Origin of the sequence: Bacillus sp. FJAT-49711 (genome assembly GCF_018343715.1) — a bacterium.
In the GTDB taxonomy this organism is placed as follows: Bacteria; Bacillota; Bacilli; order Bacillales; family Bacillaceae_C; genus Lederbergia.
Genome location: NZ_JAGYPL010000001.1, coordinates 1,099,347 through 1,125,492, shown reverse-complemented (window position 1 = coordinate 1,125,492; position 26,146 = coordinate 1,099,347). Strand labels below are relative to the sequence as shown.

30 protein-coding genes are annotated in these 26,146 nt (G+C 36.2%); all 30 read left to right on the top strand.

All coding sequences use genetic code 11. The features are described from left to right. Positions 1 to 508: 508 nt before the first annotated feature. The 30 genes from xerC to KHA96_RS05295 all read left to right on the top strand — a co-directional run bounded on the left by xerC (position 509) and on the right by KHA96_RS05295 (position 26,129). Positions 509 to 1,414, top strand: coding sequence for a tyrosine recombinase XerC (gene xerC / locus KHA96_RS05440; RefSeq protein WP_213128246.1), 906 nt, complete (start codon positions 509 to 511; stop codon positions 1,412 to 1,414). A gap of 24 nt (positions 1,415 to 1,438) precedes the next feature. Further along, positions 1,439 to 1,981 carry an ATP-dependent protease subunit HslV gene (gene hslV / locus KHA96_RS05435; RefSeq protein WP_213128245.1) on the top strand — a complete coding sequence of 181 codons (543 nt, stop codon included), beginning with the start codon at positions 1,439 to 1,441 and terminating at the stop codon, positions 1,979 to 1,981. 68 nt (positions 1,982 to 2,049) lie between these two features. Then, positions 2,050 to 3,438, top strand: coding sequence for an HslU--HslV peptidase ATPase subunit (gene hslU, locus KHA96_RS05430; protein WP_213128695.1), 1,389 nt, complete (start codon positions 2,050 to 2,052; stop codon positions 3,436 to 3,438). A 105-nt stretch (positions 3,439 to 3,543) separates the two neighbouring features. Beyond that, a complete protein-coding gene (codY, locus tag KHA96_RS05425; protein WP_213128244.1) occupies positions 3,544 to 4,323 on the top strand; it encodes a GTP-sensing pleiotropic transcriptional regulator CodY in 780 nt (259 codons plus the stop codon). A gap of 196 nt (positions 4,324 to 4,519) precedes the next feature. Further along, entirely contained in the window at positions 4,520 to 4,909 is a 390-nt protein-coding gene (flgB, locus tag KHA96_RS05420) for a flagellar basal body rod protein FlgB (protein ID WP_213128694.1), read from the top strand. A gap of 7 nt (positions 4,910 to 4,916) precedes the next feature. Next, positions 4,917 to 5,366 carry a flagellar basal body rod protein FlgC gene (gene flgC, locus KHA96_RS05415; protein WP_213128693.1) on the top strand — a complete coding sequence of 150 codons (450 nt, stop codon included), beginning with the start codon at positions 4,917 to 4,919 and terminating at the stop codon, positions 5,364 to 5,366. A 21-nt stretch (positions 5,367 to 5,387) separates the two neighbouring features. Next, on the top strand, positions 5,388 to 5,696 hold the full coding sequence (fliE, locus tag KHA96_RS05410; RefSeq protein WP_213128243.1) for a flagellar hook-basal body complex protein FliE: 309 nt from the start codon (positions 5,388 to 5,390) through the stop codon (positions 5,694 to 5,696). A 58-nt stretch (positions 5,697 to 5,754) separates the two neighbouring features. Beyond that, positions 5,755 to 7,335: a flagellar basal-body MS-ring/collar protein FliF gene (gene fliF, locus KHA96_RS05405; protein ID WP_213128242.1), complete on the top strand. Its 1,581-nt coding sequence runs from the start codon at positions 5,755 to 5,757 to the stop codon at positions 7,333 to 7,335. Positions 7,336 to 7,347: 12 nt separating this feature from the next. Further along, the gene (gene fliG, locus KHA96_RS05400) at positions 7,348 to 8,355 is read left to right on the top strand and encodes a flagellar motor switch protein FliG (protein ID WP_213128241.1); all 1,008 of its coding nucleotides are present in this window, start codon (positions 7,348 to 7,350) and stop codon (positions 8,353 to 8,355) included. After that, positions 8,348 to 9,115 carry a flagellar assembly protein FliH gene (gene fliH, locus KHA96_RS05395; protein ID WP_213128240.1) on the top strand — a complete coding sequence of 256 codons (768 nt, stop codon included), beginning with the start codon at positions 8,348 to 8,350 and terminating at the stop codon, positions 9,113 to 9,115. The genes fliG and fliH overlap by 8 nt, the downstream gene beginning before the upstream one ends. After that, positions 9,115 to 10,440, top strand: coding sequence for a flagellar protein export ATPase FliI (gene fliI / locus KHA96_RS05390; protein WP_213128239.1), 1,326 nt, complete (start codon positions 9,115 to 9,117; stop codon positions 10,438 to 10,440). The genes fliH and fliI overlap by 1 nt, the downstream gene beginning before the upstream one ends. Beyond that, positions 10,437 to 10,883, top strand: a complete 447-nt coding sequence (gene fliJ / locus KHA96_RS05385; RefSeq protein WP_213128238.1) for a flagellar export protein FliJ — start codon at positions 10,437 to 10,439, stop codon at positions 10,881 to 10,883. Before fliI ends, fliJ begins: the two co-directional genes overlap by 4 nt. Positions 10,884 to 10,891: 8 nt before the next feature. After that, positions 10,892 to 11,488 carry a MotE family protein gene (locus KHA96_RS05380; RefSeq protein WP_349305683.1) on the top strand — a complete coding sequence of 199 codons (597 nt, stop codon included), beginning with the start codon at positions 10,892 to 10,894 and terminating at the stop codon, positions 11,486 to 11,488. Positions 11,489 to 11,517: 29 nt separating this feature from the next. Next, positions 11,518 to 12,774, top strand: coding sequence for a flagellar hook-length control protein FliK (locus KHA96_RS05375; RefSeq protein ID WP_213128237.1), 1,257 nt, complete (start codon positions 11,518 to 11,520; stop codon positions 12,772 to 12,774). Positions 12,775 to 12,781: 7 nt separating this feature from the next. Next, the gene (gene flgD / locus KHA96_RS05370; protein WP_213128236.1) at positions 12,782 to 13,411 is read left to right on the top strand and encodes a flagellar hook assembly protein FlgD; all 630 of its coding nucleotides are present in this window, start codon (positions 12,782 to 12,784) and stop codon (positions 13,409 to 13,411) included. 17 nt (positions 13,412 to 13,428) lie between these two features. Further along, positions 13,429 to 13,818: a TIGR02530 family flagellar biosynthesis protein gene (locus tag KHA96_RS05365; RefSeq protein WP_213128235.1), complete on the top strand. Its 390-nt coding sequence runs from the start codon at positions 13,429 to 13,431 to the stop codon at positions 13,816 to 13,818. Between the two features lie 87 nt (positions 13,819 to 13,905). After that, a complete protein-coding gene (locus KHA96_RS05360) occupies positions 13,906 to 15,273 on the top strand; it encodes a flagellar hook-basal body complex protein (RefSeq protein WP_213128234.1) in 1,368 nt (455 codons plus the stop codon). 54 nt (positions 15,274 to 15,327) lie between these two features. Beyond that, entirely contained in the window at positions 15,328 to 15,534 is a 207-nt protein-coding gene (locus tag KHA96_RS05355) for a flagellar FlbD family protein (RefSeq protein WP_213128233.1), read from the top strand. A 4-nt stretch (positions 15,535 to 15,538) separates the two neighbouring features. Then, positions 15,539 to 15,964, top strand: a complete 426-nt coding sequence (fliL, locus tag KHA96_RS05350; protein ID WP_213128232.1) for a flagellar basal body-associated protein FliL — start codon at positions 15,539 to 15,541, stop codon at positions 15,962 to 15,964. A 38-nt stretch (positions 15,965 to 16,002) separates the two neighbouring features. Then, complete coding sequence (fliM, locus tag KHA96_RS05345; RefSeq protein ID WP_213128231.1) at positions 16,003 to 17,004, top strand: flagellar motor switch protein FliM; 1,002 nt, start codon at positions 16,003 to 16,005, stop codon at positions 17,002 to 17,004. Beyond that, entirely contained in the window at positions 16,994 to 18,163 is a 1,170-nt protein-coding gene (gene fliY / locus KHA96_RS05340) for a flagellar motor switch phosphatase FliY (RefSeq protein ID WP_213128230.1), read from the top strand. The genes fliM and fliY overlap by 11 nt, the downstream gene beginning before the upstream one ends. 18 nt (positions 18,164 to 18,181) lie before the next feature. After that, positions 18,182 to 18,544 (top strand): response regulator, encoded by a 363-nt coding sequence (locus KHA96_RS05335; RefSeq protein ID WP_213128229.1) that lies wholly within the window; start codon positions 18,182 to 18,184, stop codon positions 18,542 to 18,544. A 9-nt stretch (positions 18,545 to 18,553) separates the two neighbouring features. Beyond that, complete coding sequence (locus KHA96_RS05330) at positions 18,554 to 19,234, top strand: flagellar biosynthetic protein FliO (protein WP_213128228.1); 681 nt, start codon at positions 18,554 to 18,556, stop codon at positions 19,232 to 19,234. Continuing rightward, entirely contained in the window at positions 19,227 to 19,895 is a 669-nt protein-coding gene (fliP, locus tag KHA96_RS05325; RefSeq protein WP_213128227.1) for a flagellar type III secretion system pore protein FliP, read from the top strand. The genes KHA96_RS05330 and fliP overlap by 8 nt, the downstream gene beginning before the upstream one ends. A gap of 41 nt (positions 19,896 to 19,936) precedes the next feature. Then, positions 19,937 to 20,206 carry a flagellar biosynthesis protein FliQ gene (fliQ, locus tag KHA96_RS05320; RefSeq protein ID WP_213128226.1) on the top strand — a complete coding sequence of 90 codons (270 nt, stop codon included), beginning with the start codon at positions 19,937 to 19,939 and terminating at the stop codon, positions 20,204 to 20,206. 4 nt (positions 20,207 to 20,210) lie between these two features. Further along, the gene (gene fliR / locus KHA96_RS05315; protein WP_213128225.1) at positions 20,211 to 20,987 is read left to right on the top strand and encodes a flagellar biosynthetic protein FliR; all 777 of its coding nucleotides are present in this window, start codon (positions 20,211 to 20,213) and stop codon (positions 20,985 to 20,987) included. Further along, positions 20,984 to 22,066, top strand: a complete 1,083-nt coding sequence (gene flhB, locus KHA96_RS05310) for a flagellar biosynthesis protein FlhB (RefSeq protein ID WP_213128224.1) — start codon at positions 20,984 to 20,986, stop codon at positions 22,064 to 22,066. Before fliR ends, flhB begins: the two co-directional genes overlap by 4 nt. An 87-nt stretch (positions 22,067 to 22,153) precedes the next feature. Further along, a complete protein-coding gene (gene flhA, locus KHA96_RS05305) occupies positions 22,154 to 24,136 on the top strand; it encodes a flagellar biosynthesis protein FlhA (protein WP_249315378.1) in 1,983 nt (660 codons plus the stop codon). Then, positions 24,133 to 25,281 (top strand): flagellar biosynthesis GTPase FlhF, encoded by a 1,149-nt coding sequence (gene flhF / locus KHA96_RS05300; protein ID WP_213128222.1) that lies wholly within the window; start codon positions 24,133 to 24,135, stop codon positions 25,279 to 25,281. The genes flhA and flhF overlap by 4 nt, the downstream gene beginning before the upstream one ends. Then, the gene (locus KHA96_RS05295) at positions 25,278 to 26,129 is read left to right on the top strand and encodes a MinD/ParA family protein (protein WP_213128221.1); all 852 of its coding nucleotides are present in this window, start codon (positions 25,278 to 25,280) and stop codon (positions 26,127 to 26,129) included. The genes flhF and KHA96_RS05295 overlap by 4 nt, the downstream gene beginning before the upstream one ends. The last annotated feature ends 17 nt before the right edge of the window (positions 26,130 to 26,146 follow it).

Below are 26,146 nucleotides of genomic sequence, written 5' to 3'. Positions count from 1 at the left end.
ATTTATAAGTCTATATTTTCTAATGTTGACTTTTGCCTGCAAGCTTTAGCCGTCATAGGAATAAACAAATATCAATTGTTGCAAAATAACAACTCTTTTCCGGAACACTTGCTAGTGGAGTGCATGAAGATTGGAGGGAAGGGGTCGTGGCGGTATTAAGTGGTGACGTGAGGCATGGAGGAGGATGTTAAGCTCATAGCCTTCTCTTCTATATGGAGCCTACCGATCGCCCTTCTTGTTTTCTATATCTCTCCTTACAGCCTAGGACTGGAAAACTTGTGAGTCAATGAGCAAAGAGTTCACGCTTTTAGTTGCTTAAAAATTTTCTTTATGTGACGAATGGTGTAAAATGCAATAAGAATAAGTTAGCTTGAAAATTCGATTTAAAAAGATTCTTTAAATATGGCATTTATTGTGAACAATTCGAAACTTTGTGAAAAATGTGTAACATTCATTGCATAGAAAGTTAAATTGTGTTAATATTTAGTAGCCTTTGAGAGGTGAAGCGATGATTAAGTTTTCAGATGAATCAGTTTACTCTTTTATTGAATACTTGCAAATAGAACGTAATTATTCTGAGTACACAATTGACTTTTATAAAAAGGATATTGAGCAATTTAGTTTGTTCATGAATGCACAAGGAATAAAGTCGTTTTCAGATGTTGAATATTTTGATGCCCGACTTTATGTAACGGAACTTTATAATCAAAAATTAGCCCGGGCAAGTGCATCTAGAAAAATTTCAAGCCTTCGAAGTTTTTATAAGTTTCTTTTGAGAGAAGAATTGGTCAAAGAAAACCCTTTTACTTTAATTATTCAACCTAAAGCTGGGACTAAGATCCCAAGTTTTTTCTATGAAGAAGAAATCAATATACTGTTTGAAGCGTGTATGGGATCAACACCCTTAAGCAAAAGAAATCTTGCATTGCTTGAATTGCTGTATGCTACAGGTATAAGGGTTAGTGAGTGTGCAAATATTCAACTAAAAGACCTTGATTTTGATTTTTCGACCATCCTTGTAAAAGGGAAGGGCCGAAAAGAACGATATGTTCCTTTCGGAAGTTTCGCATTTGAAGCATTACAAACATACATACACGACGGGGCAAGAAATATATTATTAGATGGCAGAGATGATCACTCATATTTATTTGTTAACTCAAGAGGTGGACCGCTTACTGCAAGAGGAATCCGTCATATTTTGAAAACGGTGATAGAATCAGCATCATTAACTGGGAAGATTCACCCGCATATGATTCGTCATTCTTTTGCAACCCACTTGCTTAACAATGGTGCTGATATGAGAACTGTCCAAGAGCTACTAGGTCATTCCCATTTATCGTCCACCCAAGTGTATACACATGTAACGAAAGAGCATTTGCGAAAGACGTATATGAATCATCATCCAAGAGCATAAGCAAAGTTAAGGGAGGAAAAGGATATGAACCAATTTCATGCTACTACCATATTTGCCGTCCAGCATAAAGGGCAATGCGCAATGGCTGGAGACGGTCAGGTAACATTTGGGAATGCAGTTGTGATGAAACATACGGCAAGAAAGGTCCGTAAGCTTTTTAATGGAAAAGTCTTGGCTGGATTTGCAGGTTCTGTAGCAGATGCCTTCACTTTATTTGAAAAATTCGAGAGTAAGCTCCAAGAATACAATGGGAATCTTCAACGTGCTGCGGTTGAGCTGGCGAAAGAGTGGAGAAGCGATAAAGTATTGCGAAAACTCGAAGCTATGCTGATTGTAATGGATAATGAAAATCTTTTACTCGTTTCCGGAACAGGAGAAGTCATTGAACCAGATGATGGGATACTTGCCATTGGATCAGGTGGTCACTACGCATTAGCTGCGGGCAGAGCCTTGAAAAATTATGGGGCTGATCACTTAACAGCTAAAGAAATGGCACAAGCAGCTTTAGAAATAGCGGCAGATATTTGTGTGTATACGAATAGAAATATTATTGTGGAAGAACTGTAACACAAAAAACTTATTACATCGCTTTTAAAGGAGGGTACGGCTTGGCAGCTGAAAAAAAAGGGTTTAATATGACCCCGAGAGAAATCGTTGAAAAGCTTGACCAATACATCATTGGTCAAAAAGATGCGAAAAGGGCTGTTGCGGTTGCACTTAGAAACCGATATCGAAGAGGATTGTTAAGTCCTGAAATGAGAGATGAAATCATTCCGAAAAATATTTTGATGATCGGTCCTACTGGAGTAGGAAAAACTGAAATTGCACGAAGGATGGCAAGGCTAGTTGGTGCGCCTTTTATTAAAGTAGAAGCAACTAAGTTCACTGAAGTAGGTTATGTCGGCCGGGATGTTGAATCGATGGTTCGTGATTTAATGGAGACCTCTATCAGAATTGTTAAAGAAGAAAAAGTAGAAGAAGTAAAAGATCAAGCCGAGAAGCAAGCAAATCATCGGTTAGTAGAGTTGCTCGTACCTGCAAAGAAAAAAACTGAGGGATTTAAAAATCCATTTGAAATGATTTTTGGAGGCGGGCAGCAAGAATCAGAAGATCCGACGGAAAAACAAGAGGAAATGAGCATCCGGGAGAAAAGAAAGATCATCGCTCAGAAGTTAGCAAACGGTGAACTGGAAAACGAGATGGTTCAAGTGGAAGTGGATGAACAACAGCCATCGATGTTTGATATGCTTCAAGGATCCGGTATGGAACAAATGGGGATGAATATGCAAGATGCATTAAGCAGTCTCATGCCAAAGAAGAAGAAAAAACGAACCTTACCAGTGAAGGATGCACGTATTGTTTTAACAAATGACGAAGCACAAAAGCTAATTGACATGGATGAGGTTTCTCAAACTGCCATTAGTAGAGCCGAACAAACAGGGATCATTTTTATTGATGAAATCGATAAAATTGCTAGCAAAGGAAATTCTGCTTCTAATGCGGATGTTTCGCGAGAAGGGGTACAGCGTGATATTCTGCCAATTGTAGAAGGTTCGACCGTTGTAACAAAATATGGTCCTGTTAAAACAGATTATATTTTATTCATCGGCGCGGGAGCATTCCATATTTCCAAGCCGTCTGATTTAATCCCTGAGCTGCAAGGTCGTTTTCCAATTCGTGTAGAACTCGGAAAACTCTCTGTTGAAGATTTTGTAAGCATCCTTACAGAGCCAGATAATGCATTAATTAAACAATATATTGCATTACTGGAAACAGAAGGTATACAAATCGAATTTTCTGACGATGCTATTTACAGGCTTGCTGAGATTGCATTTAATGTTAATCAAGAAACAGACAATATCGGCGCGAGGCGTCTCCATACAATTATGGAGAAACTCCTTGAAGATTTATCTTTTGAAGCTCCAGAAGTAGCAATGGGAACAATTAAGATTACTAAACATTATGTAGATGAAAAGCTTGCAGTCATATCTAAAGATAAGGACTTAAGTCAGTTTATCCTTTAAAAGTTTTACGAAACATCCGCGCGGGAATGTTATGGATAATGGCTATATATTCGCAACAGTGAATTAATATTAGAAATGGCAATATATATTTAGGAGGAGAATCCATTGGAATTATTATCTAGAACAAGAACTATAAATGCTATGCTGCAAAAAGCAGCAGGAAAACCTGTGAATTTTAAAGAAATGTCAGAAACACTAAGTACAGTTATTCAGGCAAACATTTTTGTATTGAGTCGCAGAGGAAAACTATTAGGTTATGCGATCAATCAAACGATCGAAAACGAGAGAATGAAAAAAATGCTTGAAGATAGACAATTCCCAGAAGAGTATACCAAAAGTTTATTCAACATCGTAGAGACTTCTTCTAACCTAGACGTAGAAAGTGAATACACTGCTTTCCCTGTTGAAAATAAAGATCTTTTTGGAAATGGTTTAACGACTATTGTACCGATTATCGGTGGAGGAGAGCGTCTTGGCACATTAATCCTTGCCCGTTTGGAAGAAGAGTTTCAGGATGATGATTTAATTTTAGCTGAATATGGTGCGACTGTTGTAGGTATGGAAATATTAAGAGAAAAATCAGAAGAAATTGAAGAAGAAGCAAGAAGCAAAGCAGTCGTTCAAATGGCAATCAGTTCCTTGTCATACAGTGAGCTTGAAGCAATAGAACATATTTTTGAAGAACTAAATGGAAATGAAGGCTTACTCGTAGCATCCAAGATTGCGGATCGCGTTGGAATTACTCGTTCAGTGATTGTAAATGCACTCCGGAAGCTTGAAAGTGCAGGTGTAATTGAATCTCGTTCACTAGGAATGAAAGGAACATATATAAAAGTATTAAATTCTAAATTCCTTAAAGAACTAGAAAAAATTAAATCTAATTAATTATATATTACAAAAAAGCTACTAGATAAAAAAATCTAGTAGCTTTTTTTGCGGGTCTAAAGAACCATTTTGTCTAAAATTGGCGTATTTTACCTTAAAATTGTAGTGCCAAGTATAGACGTAATATGACAAAAACATTACAATATAGTTGTTGTAATACAATTTAATTACATAAAGATAGAAAGCGGTGTCGAAGTTGCAATTATTTTCTGGAAATTTTCAAACGCTTGAAAAAGCCTTAAACTATTCGTCACTTAAGCATAAAACAATTGCTCAAAATATAGCAAATGTCGATGTACCTAATTATAAAGCAAAAGCCGTTAGTTTTAAGGAAGTTCTGGCAGACTCTTCCAGTCATATTGAAGTAAATAGAAGCGATTACCGCCATTTTCAATTTGCTATTGGAAATGGTTATCCGCAGGTTTATACAAAAATGAATACGGAATACAATCACAATGGAAATAATGTAGATATTGATAATGAAATGTCCGACATGGCAGAAAACCAAATTTATTACCAAGCTTTAATCGAAAGATTAAATGGGAAATTTTCTACCCTGCAAAATGTAATAAAAGGAGGAAGGTAATTTGTCAATGTTTCAAAGTATGGGAATAACGTCCTCTGCTCTTTCAGCACAACGATTAAGGATGGATGTATTATCCTCAAATATGGCAAATGTCGATACAACGCGTGGTAAATTAGTAGATGGAGTTTGGCAGCCCTATACTAGGAAAATGGTCGTAATGCAGCCAAAGGAATCGTCATTTTCATCTATTTATAATAATGCTATTCATAATGGTAGCAATACGAATATGAATGGTGTAAAGGTTACAAAAATTGTAGAGGATGATTCACCTTACCGTGTAGTATACGATCCTGATCATCCTGATGCTAATGAAGAAGGGTACGTTCAGATGCCAAACGTTGATCCGTTAAAAGAAATGGTGGATTTAATGAGCGCCACTCGTTCATATGAAGCAAACGTCACAGTTTTTAATGCATCCAAATCAATGCATATGAAAGCATTAGAGTTAGGAAAGTAAATTTAGGAGGCAATATGCATAATGCCGATCAACAATATTAACTTTGCCAATATCCAACTTAATCCTGTGAAAAATAATATTAAAAATGTAGAACTTCCAGGACAAAACAGTACAAGTTTTAAAGATTTGTTAAAAACGGCTATCCAAGAGGTTAACCATGCACAAGTGCAGTCCGATATGGCTACTGAAAAATTGGCAAGAGGAGAAAATATTGAATTGCATGAAGTGATGATTACTGCTCAAAAAGCATCGATTACCATGCAAGCAGCGATTGAAATACGTAATAAGGCAGTAGAAGCATATCAAGAAATGATGAGAATGCAAGTTTAAATGTAGGGCTTTTGTTAGTGACTGCCTTTTTAGATTTGCTTTAGTAAGGGGCTTATAAATGAAAGAGACATTAAACAAGAAAATAGCTAGTTTAAAAGAATACTGGACAAACAGAACTGGCAATCAAAAATTCATCATACTTGGTTCTATTCTAACTGCCCTTATTTTAGTGGCTGGCATCTTCTATTTTGCCTCTAAGACCACATTAGTCCCATTGTATACTAATTTAAAACCTTCTGAGACAGGCTCAATTAAGGAAAGTCTTGATGCAAAAGGAATTAAATCTGAAATTGTAGATGGTGGAACGACAATAAAGGTTCCTGAGGAACAAGTTGATACATTATTAGTAGAATTGGCCGCAGAAGGGATTCCTAAATCAGGAAATATTGATTACTCCTTTTTTGGCCAGAATGCCGGTTTTGGTATGACAGACAATGAATTTAATGTACTGAAGCTAGACGCAACCCAAACAGAGTTAGCTGAACTTATTAAAAGTATTGAAGGAATCGATCAAGCAAAAGTAATGATTAATCTTCCCGAAAAAGGAATTTTTGTAAGTGATTCAAGTGATGAGGCTTCTGCTTCGATTATTTTGCAAACCAAACCAGGCCATGAATTCAGTGAAAAGCAAATTAAATCACTTTATCATCTAGTTTCAAAAAGTATTCCAAATCTTCCTGTTGAAAATATTGTTATTCGGAATCAGTTCCTCGAGTATTTCGATTTGAATAATGAACAATATGCTGATAACGGTTATACTCAGCAAATGCAAATAAAAAGTCAAATCGAAAGAGATATACAGCGTCAAGTACAAAATATGCTTGGAACATTAATGGGTTTTGATAAAGTCGTCTCATCAGTAACTGCTGATATTGACTTTACCCAAGAAAACAGAGAAGAAAACCTCGTTACACCAGTTGATGAGGAAAATATGCGCGGCATCGCCATCAGTGCACATCGAATTACAGAAACTTTTACTGGTAATGGCGAACAGGCAGGTGGTACACCTGTAGATCAGACTGATACAAATACTGGATACGAAAGCATTACTAATTCAAACGGTGACTATGAAAAAACGGAAGAAACAATCAATAACGAAATTAATAGAATTCGAAAAGAAATAGTAGAAAGTCCTTATAAAATTCGAGACCTTGGTATACAAGTTATGGTGGAACCGCCAAATCCTGAAGATACAAATTCTTTTCCAGAAGATAGGAAGCAGGATATTCGGGAATTATTGTCTACTATTGTCAGAACATCCATCGATAAGAATTCGGGGACGGATATTTCTGACGATGCTATTCAAGATAAAGTTGTAGTATCTGTTCAGCCGTTTAATGGAAAAGTAGATATTCAAGATATACCAAATCAAAAACTCCCTTGGTGGATTTATGTAATAGGCGGAATTTTACTTGTTGTTATCGGGGTTCTATTATTCTTTATGTTGCGTGCTAGAAGAAATGAAGCAGAAGAAGATGAAGGATTTGAAGAAACGATCGATGAGCCGATTGAAATTCCTGATTTAAATGAAGAAGTTTTGACAGAAACTGGATTACGTAAGAAACAGCTTGAAAAATTAGCGAAGGAAAAACCAGACGAATTCGCTAAACTTTTACGTACATGGTTAGCAGAGGATTAGGAGGAGTTACGATTGTCTAGAAAAGGATTGACTGGAAAGCAGAAGGCAGCCATTCTTTTAATATCACTTGGACCTGATGTTGCATCATCTGTGTATAAGCATTTAACAGAAGAAGAAATGGAAAAGTTAACATTGGAAATTTCAAGTGTCAGAAAAGTAGACTCCTCCGCAAAAGAAGATGTAATGGATGAATTCCATAATATCGCAATTGCTCAAGACTATATTACCCAGGGTGGAATTGGCTACGCAAAGACAGTTTTAGAAAAGGCGCTTGGACCTGATCAAGCGATGGCCATCATAAATCGGCTGACTTCTTCTTTGCAAGTGCGGCCATTTGATTTTGCGAGAAAAGCAGATGCTGGTCAGATCTTAAACTTCATACAGAATGAACATCCGCAAACAATAGCACTAATTTTATCTTATTTAGATCCTGAAAAAGCGGGCCAAATCTTATCAGAGCTTCCGCAGGATAAGCAAACAGATATCGCTAAGAGAATTGCAGTTATGGATCGTACCTCACCCGAAGTTATCAGCGAGATTGAGAGTATCCTTGAACGAAAGTTATCAGCAACAGTGACACAGGATTATACGCAAACTGGTGGAATTGAAGCTGTTGTCGACGTGTTAAATGGGGTTGATCGCGCAACGGAAAAAACAATACTAGATGCGTTAGAAATCGAGGATCCGGGACTAGCTGAAGAAATTAAAAAGCGAATGTTTGTATTTGAAGATATTGTCACGCTTGATAGCAGGTCAATTCAAAGGATTATTCGTGAATGTGAAAATGAAGATTTATTGCTTTCACTTAAAATATCTAGTGATGAAGTAAAAGAAGTTATTTATCGTAATATGTCTACAAGAATGGTTGAAACGATTAAAGAAGAAATGGAATTTATGGGCCCTGTCAGATTAAGGGATGTAGAGGAAGCACAATCAAAAATCGTTGGTATTATCCGAAGACTTGAAGAGTTAGGTGAGATCATCATTGCGCGCGGTGGAGGAGATGATATCATTGTCTAGGCTTATAAAACAGGTTTCTCAACCACTAAGTCAAAATGATTCAAAGGTAATAAAGGTTAGAAACATTCAAGTACTGGACCAAGAAGATGAAGGACCTTTAAATAAATCATTGTTATTTGCTGAAAGAGACGAAATCATACGTATTGCAGAAATAGAAGCTCAAAAACTTCTTGATGGAGCAAAAGCGGAGGCAAATCAAATATTAGAGCAAGTAGAGATTAGGCGATCTGAATGGGAGCAAGAAGAACAAAGACTCATTCATGAAGCATATGAAAAAGGTATGCAAATGGGGATAGAAGAGGGAAGGCATAATGGTTTAACTGAATATAATAGCTTAATAAAAAAAGCAAAGACGATTGTCGATTCTTCTAAGGAAGCCTTTCAAAACCATCTTGACAGTTCCGAAACGACGATTGTCGAAATTGCCATCCAATCCGCAGAACGAATTATTCATACGAGCTTAATAGACGAACAAGAAAGATTCCTCCCCCTCGTTAAAAGGGTGCTCAAAGAGGCAAAGGATTTTAAAGAAGTTCAGATTCATGTACATCCGTTGCAGTATGAGCTTTTAATATCTGAAAAGAATGAATTGGACGCTATTTTTCCACATGGAATACAATGTTTTATTTATCCAGACGAGGATTTAGAGGAATACTCATGTTATATAGAATCAGAGAATGGCAGAATTGATGCGACCATATCAAGCCAGCTTGTAGAGTTAAAAAAGAACTTGTTGGAACTACTTAAGGAAGATGATTAATGGATGCAAAAGAACTAATTCCATATATAAAAAACATTCCGACATTCAAGCGATTTGGACGCGTTAGCAGAGTTGTAGGGCTAATGATTGAATCGCAAGGTCCTGAAAGCTCCATCGGAGATGTATGCTTGATTCATATAGGCGGGAAAGCCAAAAAAAGAAAAATAATGGCAGAGGTTGTTGGTTTTAAGGAGCAACATATCATATTGATGCCATATACAAATATACAAGAAATTTCACCAGGAAGTCTTGTTGAAGCAACATCTAAACCATTGCAAATTAAAGTTGGCCAGGAATTAATTGGCCGAGTTGTCGATTCATTAGGAAATCCGATGGATGAATTTCAAATGCCAATCCAGATGAAAACAATCCCGACAGATCGGACGCCGCCAAATCCGTTGAGAAGACCGCCAGTCTCTGAAAAATTGGAAGTAGGGGTTAGGTCAATTGATAGTCTCCTCACAGTGGGAAAAGGTCAAAGAATGGGAATTTTTGCGGGTAGTGGGGTAGGGAAAAGTACATTGCTTGGAATGATAGCAAGGAATACGACTGCTGATATTAATGTCATTGCTCTAATCGGAGAACGAGGGAGAGAGGTCAGGGAGTTTATCGAACGCGATCTTGGACCTGAAGGGCTGAAAAAGTCAATTATCGTCGCAGCCACTTCTGATATGCCGGCACTCATGAGAATAAAAGGTGCATTTACAGCAACGGCGATAGCTGAATATTTTCGTGATAAAGGTAATGATGTCATGTTCATGATGGATTCCGTCACGAGGGTAGCGATGGGCCAAAGGGAAGTTGGACTTGCAGTTGGCGAACCGCCTGCTACGAAAGGATACACTCCTTCAGTATTTTCGATACTACCCCGACTCTTAGAACGGACGGGGACAAATGAACATGGATCTATAACTGCCTTTTACACTGTTTTAGTAGATGGCGATGATATGAATGAACCGATTGCGGATGCAGTAAGAGGTATCTTAGATGGTCATATTGTATTAGATCGTGAATTAGCGAATAAAGGTCAATATCCCGCCATTAATGTTTTGAAAAGTGTAAGTCGACTCATGAATCATCTATCTAGTAAAGAACATCGTCGTGCAGCTGAAAAACTAAGAGACTTATTAAGCATTTATTCAAACTCAGAAGATTTAATCAATATAGGGGCATACAAACGTGGTGCTTCTAAAGAAATTGATGAAGCGATATTAGCTTATCCAAATATCATCTCATTTCTTAAGCAGGAAACAGATGAACAACTTACTATTCAAGAAAGTATTGATTCTATGATTGACCTGATGAAGATAGGTGAACTGAATTGAGATACGAGTACAAATTTCAAAAAATCTTAAATTTAAAAGAACGTGAAAAGGAAGAAGCATTGTCCTTATATCAAGATTCTGTTAAGAAATTTGAAGTAGTTGCTGAACAGCTTTTTGATTTGTTGAAAAAAAAGGAAAATCTTGAAGAATATCAACTTCATGAACTTACAAGCGGATTATCCATACATAAAATCCGCCATTACCAACAATTTATCAGCAATTTAGAAAAGACGATCAGCCATGTACAAAGACTTGTGATGAATGCGCGAAATACTATGAATTGGTATGAGGAAAAACTGAAAGAAAGTAATATTGAAGTGAAAAAATACGAAAAGCTAAAAGAAAAAACATATCAATATTATTTGAAAATGCTTGATCAAACAGAAAATATACACCTTGATGAATATTCTTCCGTACAATATTTTCATCGGGGCGGAAATTAGGTGGGAAAGTGGAAAAAACCTTAAAAAATCAAAATTTGGATAAAAAGCCGGGCATATTTCATCGGTTTATCTTTTGGGTTTTAATTCCGCTTCTATTTGCACTCTTTTTAGGTTTACTGATTGCTTCAGTAGCTGGGGTAAATATATTCCAAAAAGCTAAAGAAATCAGCGAAAAAGTTCCGGTTATTGCAAATATGATCGATGGCAAGGAAAAAGTGAATGTACTTGATTACGAGGAAAAGATCATCAGTTTAGACGCTGAAATTCAAAATAAAAATGCACAAATCGATCAACTAAAATCACAGCTTGAAAAGAATGAATTTGAAAAAGAACGTTTTTCACTTGAAAAAGAAAGACTTGAAAATACGATTGAAGAATTAAGGCAAATGCAAGACCAAAATAAACGTGCTTTCAAAGAAATCGTTTCAACCTACGAGGCAATGACGCCTAAAAGTGCAGCTCCGATTATTATAGAAATGAGCGATGATGAAGCTGTGAAAATTTTATCTAATATTAGTACCGAATCACTAGCCAAGATAATGGAAAAAATGCCTCCGGAGAGAGCGGCAAAATATTTAGAAAAGCTTTCAGCCAAAACGGAATAAAACTACGTCATTGAAAGGGGGTGATAAAATTGAAAATTGGTGGACTTGAATCAACTATGATACAAGGGCAAATGATGTTCAATAGTCCTCTGCCATCGGATAATACAAATTTTCAAATGATTTTAGGCTCAGCTCTAGCTAATAATGGACAACTTCCAGCTGAGACTAATTCCGTTCAAGAGGTGGATCCTCTTATGAATCTAATAGAAATTTTATTAGGAGATCCTGAAACTGAAGAAACAGAATTCTATCAAGACATTCAAACAATTTCGGAAGAGATTGATCCTAGCTGGGATGAAACGATTCATGAAATACTTGATTGGATAGAGAATAATGTGGCTCCCAATCAGATGCCAGAATCAATAAAGCAAGATGAGCCAATTCCAGGGGAGTTTTTAGCTGCAGCTGTTGTATTATTCCAAGTTATTAATGGATTAAATGATGAAACATTGAAAAGTATGCCTTTTAACCAAATTTCTTCTTATATTAAATCCGTTAAAGAGTTTCTTTTTAAATCTAAGGATAATATAGTCAACCTTTCAGAAATGCAACAGTTTGAAGAAGTAGAAGTCTCTATGGAACATTTGCTGAGAAGACTCCAGGAAATGACTAGAGATACAAAATACCAAAATATAAGAAATTCATTAGATAATGCTTTTTTTAGAGGTAGCGAAACCAATGATTTCCGATCACTTAGTAACAGCTCGAATTTATTGCAATCATTATTAGGAAAATCATCAAAGCATGATCAATTTTTAAATAAGCAGATGATTGTTAATGACCATATATCAGATTCGAATCCTGTTGTACGAACCGAATCTTTTCATTTGATTGTAAGTGAATCGGCAAACGAAGAAACTGTGATGCGCGGAATGATCAAGGAATTTTCCAATATTTTGGCCAGATCCAGTCTCACACAAGGATTAAATACAACTAAATTATTAATTAGGCTGCACCCAGAAGAATTAGGATCATTAAGAGTAGAGCTTTTACAAAAAGATGGGCAATTAACAGCTCGAATCTTAGCGTCAACTCACAAAGCAAAGGAAATGCTAGATTTTCAACTTAATAGTTTAAGACAAGCTTTTGCACAACAAAATATTTCTGTGGATCGAATAGAGGTTACATACAGTCAAGGCGATCTGCAAAGATATACGAATCAGGATAGCCGAAGTAGTAGTCAACAGCATCATGAACAAAATCCTGATCAAGGACAATCCCAAAATGAAACGAATGACAATTTTAAAGAGGCTTTAAGTAATATTTTATTTGAAACGGAGGTGTAAAGATAAGATGTCAATTTCAATCGACTCTGATTTACTCTATTCATCTGTCCAGAAGAGGGAGGCTAAAACGGGCAATGATATTTTAGGGAAAGATGATTTTCTTAAACTATTAATGGTGCAGCTGCAAAATCAGGACCCGATGAACCCGATGCAGGACAAAGAATTTATTGCACAAATGGCAACTTTTTCTTCGCTTGAACAAATGACGAATATGAGCAAATCAATTGAAAAATTAGTCCAATTTGAGTCACAGTCTAGCTTAATTGCCCTTAGCCAATTTGTTGGGAAAGAAGTAACATGGCATAAAATCGACGAAGATTCTAATACTGCAGAAGAAACTTTTACGAACGGAAAAGGAATTGTTAGTTCGGTTCAATTTGTTGGTGATACCGTCAAGTTTACATTGGAGGACGGTACAGAATTAACGCCTGCTAATATCTCTCAAGTTAATAACATAGCTGCCGAGACCCCTCTTATTTATGCAACAACCATGATTGGAAAAACAATTACTTGGATGGAGGACGAAGAGGAACAGAGTGGCAATGTTCAGTCAGTATCAATGAAGAGAAACGTCGTATTTCTTCATACAGAGGATGGAAAATCAATCAAAACAGATGAGGTAATAAAAATAAGCTAGTGAAGGACGTGATTAATATGAAAAATCATACGATTCACAAGCTTCCTGTACAGCCAATTGCTGTAAACACCAATAATAGATCAAGCAAAACAGAAAAATTGAGCAATCATTCATTTTCCCGGTTTTTGGAACAAGCAACTGCAAAACAGTCTCGATTAACGATAAGTAAACATGCAGAGTTAAGAATGAAGCAACGGGAAATTTCTATAGGTCCTGAAGTATGGGAACAGATTGGTTTAAAAGTGGCTGAAGCAAAACAAAAAGGTGTTACAGATTCACTTGTTTTGTTGAAAGATGCTGCATTAATCATAAGCGCAAAAAATAATACTGTTGTAACAGTAATGGACAGGCAGGAAGCAGCAAGTCAAATATTTACGAATATTGATGGAACTATTATTTTAAGTTAAGCCAATTAAAAACAATATCAGCTGGACCTTATAGGAAGCTGAGAACCGCCGACTGATAGACGTGGTTCAGAAGGGAGATCATTTTAAATGATTCGTTCTATGTATTCTGGTATAAGCGGAATGAAAAACTTTCAAACAAAACTAGATGTAATAGGTAATAACATAGCGAACGTCAACACATATGGTTTTAAAAAAGGACGTGTTACGTTTAAAGATATGGTTAATCAAACGATATCAGGGGCAAGTGCTCCTTCTGAAGGGAGAGGTGGAACTAATCCTAAACAAGTCGGATTAGGCTCACAGCTTGCATCAATTGATACAATTGATACTCAAGGCAGTTTGCAAACAACAGGCAGGGTCCTCGATCTGGCTATCCAAGGAGATGGCTATATTACAGTGGCGGAAGGGACTCCTAGTGGAGATACTTTCTTCGCAACTTCCACTTACTATACGAGAGCCGGTAATCTTTATTTAAATAATGAAGGTTATGTAGTTACTGGAACGGGACACTATGTATTAGCTACTGATCCAAATAGTGATGAATTACAGCCAATACGGATTAATGGCGGTAAAATCCAAGAAATCGAAAGCTTCAGTATTTCGGAAAATGGAAAGATTAGTTTTATTAAAAGTGCAAATCAAACATCAGTTGATAAAGCTCTTGAGGTTGTTGGGAAATTAGCAGGTACTGCAAAAAATCTTGTTGAAAATCCTACTTCAAAGAAATATCTTGATTCCTTAGTGAAAATGACTGATGAACTTGACGAATTAATATTGGAAGCAGAAAAAGAAGCTCAATTATTGAAGGTAGAAGCAAATAATCTGGTGGCCAAAGCTGCCGGTGGTGATCCACGGGCGATAGCAGCTGCTGCAGATGCAAAGCAAAAAGCCGATAATGCAGCAACCCAAGTAACAAACATTAAAACTTTTACAAATACACTTAAAACCTCGGTAAATAATGTAGATACAGCATTTAATACGTATCAAGCTAATAAAACCGATGCAAATAAGACAGCTATTGAAAATGCTGCGACTACAGCATTAACGAATGCTAATAACACATCAGCCCAAATTACTATAGCATCTGATGGAACGGCAGCTGCTACCGACGCAATTGATTACATCCATGCAACAGAGCTTGGTCTAACGAAAGACGGAGATTTATATACTACGAATTTTTCAATAACCCTTGCTCGTTTTTCTAATAGCGGTGGACTTCAGAAGGTTGGGGAAAATATGTTCTCTCAAACTGCTGCATCAGGAATAGCCACATACACTGTACCTGGCAGCGATGGTTCCGGAACTCTCGTATCTGGTTCACTCGAAATGTCCAACGTTGATCTTTCAGAAGAATTTACGGAAATGATCGTTGCTCAGCGTGGGTTCCAAGCAAATACGAGAATCATCACAACATCGGATGAAATTTTACAGGAACTCGTTAATTTAAAACGATAATGTAAGGGGGGGAGAAGAGCCGGGTGCCACTTACTATCCGGCTCTGATCAATCATTGATCACGATAACTAGATTAAATGGAAAGACCTTTCAACTTAATGCTTTATATATCGAAAAAATAGAGTCATTTCCTGATACAACTATTACCCTCACAAATGGACGTAAATATGTAGCAGCAGAATCAGAGGAGGTTATAAATAGACGTATCTTGGAATTCTATCAATCCATTAATCTCCTCGGCCGCAAAGAATTGGAGGATTAGAAAGATGAATAAAAGATTATTTCCAACTATGATGGTTCTTTTAACGGCAATATTGCTGCTTGCTACATTAGCCTTAATCATCATTATGAATCTAGGGGACAAAGATAAAAAAAATGAACCTACGATTGATGAAGTCATCAAAGTATCTGTCGATGTCCCAGAGATTATGACAAATATAAAAAATGGTGACTACGTAAAAATATCGTTTAAGGTGCAAACAAATGGGAAAAAGGCGAAAGATGAGTTCCAAAAAAGAGATTTTCAAATAAAAAATCTAATCATATCCGAGCTGTCTGAAATGGAGCCTACTGATTTAGATGGTAAGGACGGAAAACAAAAGCTGGAAGAAACGATGAAAGATAAAATAAACGAGCTTATGCAAGATGGAAAAGTGGTCAGAATTTATATCACCTCCTATGTCATCTCTTAAAAAGTACTAGAATACTAATTTGAAACGGAGGTGTAGCCATGCCAGAAGATGTATTATCCCAGAGTGAGATAGATGCTTTGCTCTCCGCTATATCTACGGGTGAAATGTCAGCTGATGATTTTAAACGAGATGAAGATGTAAAAAAAGTTAAATTATATGATTTTAAACGAGCGCTTAGATTTTCTAAGGATCAAGTGAGAAGCTTGACAAGAATTTACGATAATTTTGCCCGCTTGTTAACAACCTATTTTTCAGCTCAACTTAGGACGTATGTCAATATTACGGTAGCGACAGCGGATCAAATTCCATATGAAGAGTATGTTCGTTCTGTACCTAATATGACCATTTTGAATGTGATCGAAGTGCCTCCTTTAGAAGGGAGAATGATCATGGAAATACATCCGAATATCGCTTATGCGATGATCGACAGAATACTAGGTGGAAAAGGAACATCTTTAAATAAAATAGATAATTTAACTGAAATTGAAACGCGGCTTATGACAAATTTATTTGAGAATACATTGGAACATTTACAAGAAGCTTGGTCAGGCATCGCGGAAATAGATCCGATATTAACTGAACTTGAAGTGAATCCACAATTTTTGCAAATTGCGACTCCCAATGAAACAGTTGTAGTTATATCGATGAATGCTAGTGTAGGAGATAGCAGTGGGATGATTAATATTTGTATTCCGCATGTTCTGTTAGAGCCAATCATTCCCAAACTTTCAGCGCATTATTGGATGGAAACAAATACAAAGATGAGAAAGCCTGAAGAGGTTGCGTTGCTTGAAGAGAAAATAAAAGAAGCCCATATTGAGTTAACCGTTGAATTGGGATTATCTACTATAACAATTCATGACTTCCTTTCCTTAAGCTTAGGAGATGTCATTGAATTAAACAGTCGTATTGATGAACCTCTTACAATTAAACTTGGTGAAAAACCAAAGTTTATTGGACAACCTGGCAAACGCAATAAAAAAATGGCTGTACAAATAATAGATAACATAAAGGAGGGTGAAGGAGACAATGAATGGTGAAATGCTCTCACAAGATGAGATTGACGCGTTATTACGCGGAGAACCTATAACCGAGGAATCAAATAAACAAGAAGATGTTCATGATATATCAGATTTTTTAAATGAATTGCAACAGGATGCTATAGGGGAGCTTGGGAATATTTCGATAGGTAGTTCAGCAACTGCTTTATCTACATTACTGAATCAAAAAGTAGAAATTACAACTCCATCCGTTTCCATTATTGATAATGCAAAACTCGAAGAAGAGTTTCCACATCCATATGTTGCCATACAAGTTAAATATACATCAGGTTTTTCAGGAGTAAATATTCTTGTTATTAAACAAAGTGATGCTGCTATAATAGCAGATTTAATGCTCGGTGGCGATGGGACTTCGCCTGCGGAATTGTTAGATGAAATTCATTTAAGTGCTGTTCAAGAAGCTATGAATCAAATGATGGGTTCAGCTGCTACTTCGATGTCATCTATTTTCGAGAAAAAAGTTGATATTTCACCACCTTCAATTGAACTATTGAATATTTCCGAAGGGGAAGGAAGAGATACGATACCTCAACAAAACCTTCTTGTTAAGATATCTTTTCGTCTTGCTATCGGAAATTTAATAGATTCTGATATTATGCAGGTACTTCCAATTGAATTTGCCAAAAAGCTTGTAGAAGATTTATTGTCAAAAAACGGAAGTGACCCTTCTGAGGTAAAACCTGCATCTAGTCCAAATTCAAATATGGCTCGAACATTAGTAAGCGATGAGAATGCACAAAACCAATCTTTAAGAAATACAAGAAATGATGAACCGAAAAGAGAAAATGGCAAAGTTGCCGATGAAGAGAAAATCCCATTAAATGTCCAATCAGCTAGCTTTTTAGAGTTTAATCAATCTAATGTTCCTGCTCCCGAAACAAAAAACCTTGATATGCTACTTGATATTCCATTGCAAGTTACAGTAGAGCTTGGAAGAACAAAAAAATCAGTCAAGGATATTCTTGAACTCGGTGCAGGGTCCATTATTGAATTGGATAAATTGGCAGGTGAACCAGTTGAAATACTTGTTAATAGCCGCTTAATTGCTAAAGGCGAAGTAGTTGTTATTGATGAAAACTTTGGTGTAAGAGTAACTGACATCGTAAGCCAATCAGACAGATTAAAAAAATTGAACTAAGTTTTAGGAGGAATTAGCATGGCTAATAGAATTTTGATTGTAGATGATGCCGCATTTATGAGAATGATGATTAAAGATATTTTAGTGAAAAATGGTTTTGAAGTAGTTGGAGAAGCAGTGGATGGCATGCAAGCTGTTGAAAAATATAATGAATTAAAACCTGACTTAGTTACAATGGATATTACTATGCCTGAAATGGATGGAATTACTGCTTTAAAAGAAATCAGATCTGTTGACCCGGCTGCAAAAATTATTATGTGTTCAGCAATGGGGCAGCAAGCAATGGTTATTGACGCCATTCAAGCTGGCGCAAAGGATTTTATTGTTAAGCCGTTCCAAGCGGATAGGGTGATAGAAGCTATCCAAAAAACTTTAGGTTAATTCTCGAATATGAAATTGATTATTAAACGTTCGCTATTTGTTTTCACCATCATGTTTTTACTTCTTAGCCAAGCGGATCAATCGATTGTTTTTGCTGACAACAATCCGCCTGGTGGAATGGTGGATGATTGTTATCCAAAGAAATGTGATGATGCGGAAGATAAATCGAAAGTAACCGACCAAACAATAAAATCACAAACAGATGGTGTAGATGGTATAGGAATAGCGGATATCGTAAAAATGGTTTTTGCACTTATATTTGTCATAGCAATATTATATTTTTTATTGAAATTCATTAATAAAAGAAGTCAATCTTATCAGCAAAATCGACTTGTTCAAAATATAGGTGGTACGCCATTGGGCGGTAACCGTTCAATACAAATAGTCAAGGTAGGTAATCGCCTCCTTATTCTTGGGGTTGGGGAAGATGTTCAGCTTTTAAAAGAAATAACGGATGGCGAAGATTATGAGAATTATATGCGGCAATATGAAGAGCAATTAGAACAAAGCCTTCAGCCTGTCGATATGATGACGAAATGGATAAAAAGAATGAAAAAGACAAATGAAACGAATGAAATGTCTCACCAGCCATTTCATACACATTTGAAAAGGCAGCTTGATGAAATTAAAAGGGAGCGCAAGCAGACAATGAATAAGCTTGATAACAAGAGGTCAAATACCGATGAATGAGTTTATGGAGTTTTTTAATAATAGTTCATCCGAAACTGTTTCTACTTCAGTCAAGCTATTATTATTACTGACTGTTTTATCCATTGCTCCAAGTATTTTAATTTTGATGACATCCTTTACTAGAATTATTATTGTTCTTTCTTTTGTCAGAACTTCTCTTGCTACACAACAGATGCCGCCTAACCAGGTTTTGGTGGGACTAGCTTTATTTTTAACCTTTTTTATAATGGCGCCTACATTTAGTCAAGTGAATGAACAAGCTTTAACACCACTATTTAATGATGAAATTAACTTAGAAGAAGCTTATGAAAAAGCAGCTGTACCTTTTAGAGATTTTATGAGTAAACATACTAGACAAAAAGATTTAGAGTTATTTTTAACATATTCAAAAACGGAAAGACCGGCAACAATACAAGATATTCCGTTGACTGTGTTTGTACCCGCTTATGCATTAAGCGAACTAAAAACGGCTTTTCAAATTGGATTTATGATTTTTATTCCGTTTCTAGTGATTGATATGGTTGTTGCGAGTATTTTAATGTCGATGGGAATGATGATGCTGCCGCCAGTTATGATATCACTCCCTTTTAAAATATTGCTGTTTGTACTCGTTGATGGTTGGTATTTGGTCGTTAAATCGCTGCTGCAAAGTTTTTCATAAGAATAGATTTTATAAAGTTGTAGATTAATGGAGTGATCATCATGAGTGCAGAAGCTGTCATTTCTCTGGCGGAAAAAGGAGTTTATACGATATTAATTGTAGCAGGCCCATTGCTTGTGATTGCTTTGGCCATTGGGCTGGCTGTTAGTATTTTTCAAGCCACGACGCAAATTCAAGAGCAAACATTGGCTTTTATCCCAAAAATTGTAGCTGTATTAGTAGGTGCCGTTATTTTGGGGCCATGGATGTTAAGTAGGCTTCTATCATATGCTACTGAAATTTTTCAAAATTTAACGCGATTTGTAGGTTGAGTAAATGGAATTGCTGCCCAATATATCAGTTTTCATGTTAGTATTTATGAGGGTTTCGACATTTTTTGTTACTCTGCCTTTGTTTTCATATAGAACACTTCCAGCGACATATAGAATTGGCTTTGCCTTCTTTTTATCATTATTGATGTATTACACAATTGATGTGCAATCAATTGAAATTACAGGAGAGTATTTCTTACTTATTCTTAAAGAAGCTGGTGTTGGGCTTCTTATCGGCTTTACAGCGTATATGATACTATCAGCTATACAAATTGCTGGAGGATTTATTGATTTTCAAATGGGGTTTGCCATAGCTAATGTGATTGATCCGCAGACCGGAACACAGAGTCCACTCATCGGTCAATACTTATACATGTTTTCTTTGCTATTTTTACTTGCTATTAATGGTCATCATTTAATATTGGATGGGATTTTCTATAGTTATCAATTTATTCCGATTGACCAGGTCTTTATCCCTTTTGGAGATAGTTCATTGACCGAATATATTATTAAATCATTCAGTATGATGTTCATGATTGCTTTTCAAATGGCGATACCAGTTGTAGCTTCATTGTTTCTCGTAGATGTCGCTCTAGGAATTGTGGCAAGAACGGTGCCACAGTTGAATATTTTTGTCGTTGGGTTTCCAATTAAAATAGCAGTTAGTTTCATTATTTTATTTATCGTGCTTGGAGTTATGTTTGGCGTTGTGCAAAATTTATTTGAAACGATGCTGCATGTAATGAGAAATGTGATGAGACTTATAGGAGGAACGGGATGAAACAACTCAATCTTGATCTCCAATTCTTTGCAGGTGAAAAGACGGAAAAGGCAACTCCGAAAAAGCGACTGGATGCCCGAAAAAAAGGGCAAACGGCAAAAAGCCAAGATGTTAATACTGCCATTGGGTTATTAGCAGTCTTTTTATTTCTACTTTTCTTTTCATCTAACATGGGAAAGATAGCAGTAGACACATTTCGCCATTCCTTTAACGAGTTTTTATTAATGGAAGTTTCAGAAGCTAATATTCAACTAATTTTACTGGATATATTGAAAGAAATTGCTTTTTTACTCGGCCCGGTAATGTTGATTGCACTTATTGCGGGTATTGCTTCTAATCTAATGCAAGTCGGATTTATGGTAACAGGTGAACCATTACAGCCGAAATTGGAAAAACTTGATCCAATTAAAGGGATGAAGCGTATTTTTTCGATTAGGGCAATTGTGGAATTATTGAAATCTATTTTAAAGATAGGCTTTGTAGGGAGCATTACCTTTTTTGTTCTATGGATTCGAATCGACGAAGTTCTTATATTATCACATAAATCTATTGGCTCAGCATTGAAAACGGTTGGCAGCCTTACGATGCAAATGGGGATCGCCGCATCACTCGCTCTTTTATTTTTATCATTATTTGATTACTTGTATCAAAAATATGATTATGAGAAGAATATTCGAATGTCGAAACAGGATATTAAAGACGAGTTTAAAAATACTGAAGGGGATCCTTTAATCAAGTCCAAGGTAAAACAAAAGCAGCGTGAAATGGCAATGTCGCGGATGATGCAGGAAGTTCCTAAAGCTGATGTCATCATCACAAACCCTACACATTATGCAATTGCTTTAAAATACGATGAGGAAATAGATGATGCTCCTGTCATCATTGCGAAAGGCGTAGATTTTATGGCGCAGAAAATCAAGTATATTGCTAGTGAACATAATATTATTATGGTTGAAAATCGTCCTTTGGCGCGTTCCTTATATGATCAAATCGATATAGGACAAAAAGTTCCTGATGATTTTTTCAAGGCAGTTGCAGAGATACTTGCTTATGTATATAGAATTAAACATAAAATCTAAAGTGTTTTTTATCTAGTTTTTTTGGGAGAGATTGTTGTGAAAGTGAAAGATCTTGCAATTCTATTAAGTGTAATATTAATTGTTGCCATGCTGGTTATACCTTTTCCACCATGGTTATTAAGCTTGCTTATAATAGTCAATATTTCACTTGCGCTTCTAGTACTATTGACATCTATGAATATGCAAGAACCTCTCCAATTTTCAATATTCCCATCATTACTTTTACTGTTGACACTTTTTAGATTGGGCCTGAATGTTTCAACGACAAGATCGATCCTTTCAAAAGGTGATGCTGGCGGTGTCGTTGAAACGTTCGGGACTTTTGTTGTCGGTGGAAACGTGCTGGTTGGTTTAGTTGTGTTCTTCATATTGGTCATTATTCAATTTGTAGTAATTACAAAAGGGGCAGAACGTGTATCAGAGGTTGCAGCGCGGTTTACATTAGACGCGATGCCTGGTAAACAAATGAGTATAGATGCTGATTTAAATGCAGGGGTCATTTCGGAGCATGAAGCACGGGAACGAAGGGAAAAGGTTTCGCGAGAATCAGATTTTTATGGATCAATGGATGGAGCAAGTAAATTTGTTAAAGGTGACGCAATAGCAGGGATCATTATTGTCATTATCAACCTATTATTTGGAATTATTATTGGTATGCTTCAACAAGGACTTCCGATTGGTGAAGCAGCAGTGAAATACTCCATGCTAACTGTGGGCGATGGCATAGTGAGCCAAATTCCCGCGTTGCTTATTTCAACCGCCACTGGAATAGTAGTTACGAGGGCAGCTTCTGAAGGCAATCTTGGGTCTGATATTATTGGTCAGCTATTTGCATTTCCCAAAATGTTGTACGTAGCTGCAGGTACCATCTTTCTATTAGGTTTAGCAACACCAATCAATGATATTATAACAATTCCAATTGCTGCTTCACTTGCTATTGGTGGTATCTCTTTGTCTAGAGTTCCAGCTAAGCAGGAGGCTGATTTATTAGAGCATTTTGAAGATCCTGAATCAGATGATTTAAAGAGTCCTGAAAGTGTAATCAATCTACTAAATGTTGATGCTATAGAATTTGAGTTTGGTTATGGACTTATTCCTCTTGCAGACGTAAATCAAGGTGGCGATTTACTTGATCGCATCGTCATGATCAGAAGGCAGCTAGCATTGGAACTAGGTATTGTCATTCCAGTTGTGAGAATTAGAGATAATATTCAACTTGAACCAAATGCGTATCGTTTAAAAATAAAAGGCAGTGAAATGGCAAGAGGGGAGCTGCTATTGGATCATTATTTAGCGATGAGTCCAGGTGGAGAAGATATGCTGGAAGGAATTGATACGATTGAACCTTCATTTGGTCTTCCAGCAAAGTGGATAACGGAGGAAGTAAAAGAACAAGCCGAAATATTAGGATATACAGTTGTGGATCCTCCATCTGTCGTTTCTACTCATATTACTGAAGTATTAAAAACGAATGCGCATGAGCTTTTAGGTAGACAAGAAACGAAGCAGCTTATTGATCATCTAAAAGAATCATTTCCAATTTTAATAGAAGAAGTAACTCCAAATCCGCTTACAATTGGTGAAGTTCAAAAGGTTTTGGCAAAACTACTGAAAGAGAATGTATCGATACGAAATTTACCAGTTATTTTTGAAACCTTGGCAGACTATGGGAAAATGAGCACAGACACGGATTTACTTGCTGAATACGTAAGGCAAGGATTGGCAAGGCAAATAACAAATCAATATGCTGATGAAAATTCGCTATTAAAAGTGATTACTGTGTCAGGTAAAGTGGAAAAGTTAATTGCAGACAGTGTACAGCAAACGGAACATGGTAATTATTTATCAATGGATCCCGATGATTCCCATTCAATTCTTGAAGCAACAGCCTCACAAATTGAACAGCAATCATTAATGCAGCAGGCTCCTATTTTACTATGTTCCCCTGCAGTTCGGATGTATGTAAGACAATTGACAGAAAGATATTTTCCACAAGTTCCTGTCCTTTCATATAATGAATTAGAAGCGAATGTGGAAGTTCAAAGCACTGGGATGGTGAGTGTTGAATGAATATAAAAAAAATTATTGCCCCGACTATGCCGGAAGCAATGAAAAAAGTTAAGCAAGAGCTAGGTGAAAATGCCGTCATATTAAATTCAAAGGTAATTTTTAGTGGCGGTTTCCTCGGGTTATTTCGTAAGAAAAACATTGAAGTTATAGCTGCTTTAGATGAACAACCCATTCATCAAGCATTAACAAGAAAAAATAAAAACAGAAAGAATCCAATTGAAAATAAAACAAAAACATCTACTTATATCAATCCATCTATACAAAGGGAACCAACCATATTATCAGAAATCGCCGAGTTAAAATCTGAACTTAAAGCAATAAAGAATAGTAATTATTCAAGTTACAATCAGTATCCGGAAATCATCCAAAAATCGTTGAATAAGCTTCAAGAGGAAGAGGTAGAAGAGGGATTTTTATTGAATGTTGGCGATGCCTTACTAGAGAAATGGCGAAATTCTGAAAATGAACCTACTGAATCCGAGATTGATCAATGGTGTACAACACAAATGATAAATCAATTAAAGCTTTTTAACTTTGATGAAATTTCATATGAAAAGAAGTTTATCAATTTTGTTGGCCCTACCGGTGTGGGAAAAACAACAACAATTGCTAAATTAGCCGCGGAAGCAGTTCTGGAACATCATAAAAAAGTTGCCCTTATAACAACAGATACGTACAGAATTGCGGCTATTGATCAATTAAAAACATACGCACAATTACTAAATATTCCAGTTGAAGTTATTTATGAAGAAAAAGACTTTCGTTCGGCTATTAATAAGTACTCGGAATACGATATTGTTCTTATTGATACGGCAGGTCGCAATTATCAAGAAAAACAGTATATAGATGACTTGCTGAGACTGTTTGGCGATGAAGAAAATATAGAAACCTACTTAGTATTATCAATTTCAATGAAAGAAAAAGATATTGAAAGAATTGTTGACAATTTTTTAGAGATGAATTTCAACCAATTTATCTTTACTAAAGCTGATGAGACGAGAACCTTTGGTGTAATGTATAACTTAGTATGCAAATACAAAAAAGGAGTTGCTTACATTACAACTGGACAAGACGTACCTGACGATATTATAGCGGCTACTCCTGAAGTTATTACTGAATATGTTCTTAAGGATGAATCATCATGAAAGACCAAGCCGAAAACTTGCGATTGAAAATGACAAACATATCTAAAGGCAATGCAAAAACGATTGCCGTAGTCAGTGGAAAAGGAGGAGTTGGGAAATCCAATATTTCCATTAATATTGCTTTAATATTAAATAAGAAGAACAAACGAGTTTTATTATTTGATTTCGATATAGGCATGGGTAATGTAAATATTATTCTTGGGAAACAAGCGCGTCTGAGTCTTTCTGACTTTTTACTTGAAGAGACCACAATAAAAGATATTGTAAATGATACTCATGAGGGCTTTTCATATATTGCTGCCGGAAATGGTTTAAATGAAACTATTCAATTTAACGAAAGAATGTTGGATAGACTGCTCGACGGATTAAGGGAGCTGCAGCAACAGTATGACTATATTATTTTTGATATGGGAGCTGGTGCAAATTCGGCTTCATTAAAAGTATTGCTTGCAGTTGACGATATTATGATCATTTCTACTCCTGAACCTACAGCTATAACAGATGCGTATTCAATGATGAAATTTATTTGCTTAGAAGGTGCTTTAGGGAACTTTTTCTTAATTTGCAATCGTGCTGATACCGAAAAGCAAGGAAGAGAAACGCTCGCACGATTAAAACAAACAGTATTAAAGTTTCTACATAAAGATGCAGTAATGCTCGGAGTTTTGCCAGAAGACAAGCATGTAAGGAAAGCCGTCATTAACCAAACTGCCTTTTCACATGCTTATCCAAACTCCAATATTTCAGTGAAATTGAAAACAATCGTTCAATCATATTTAAACGAAAACAATTCGGATTATAAAGAAACAGATTCATTTATTAATAGACTTCGACGATTGTTCTTTTAGCAAAATTTAGAGGAGTA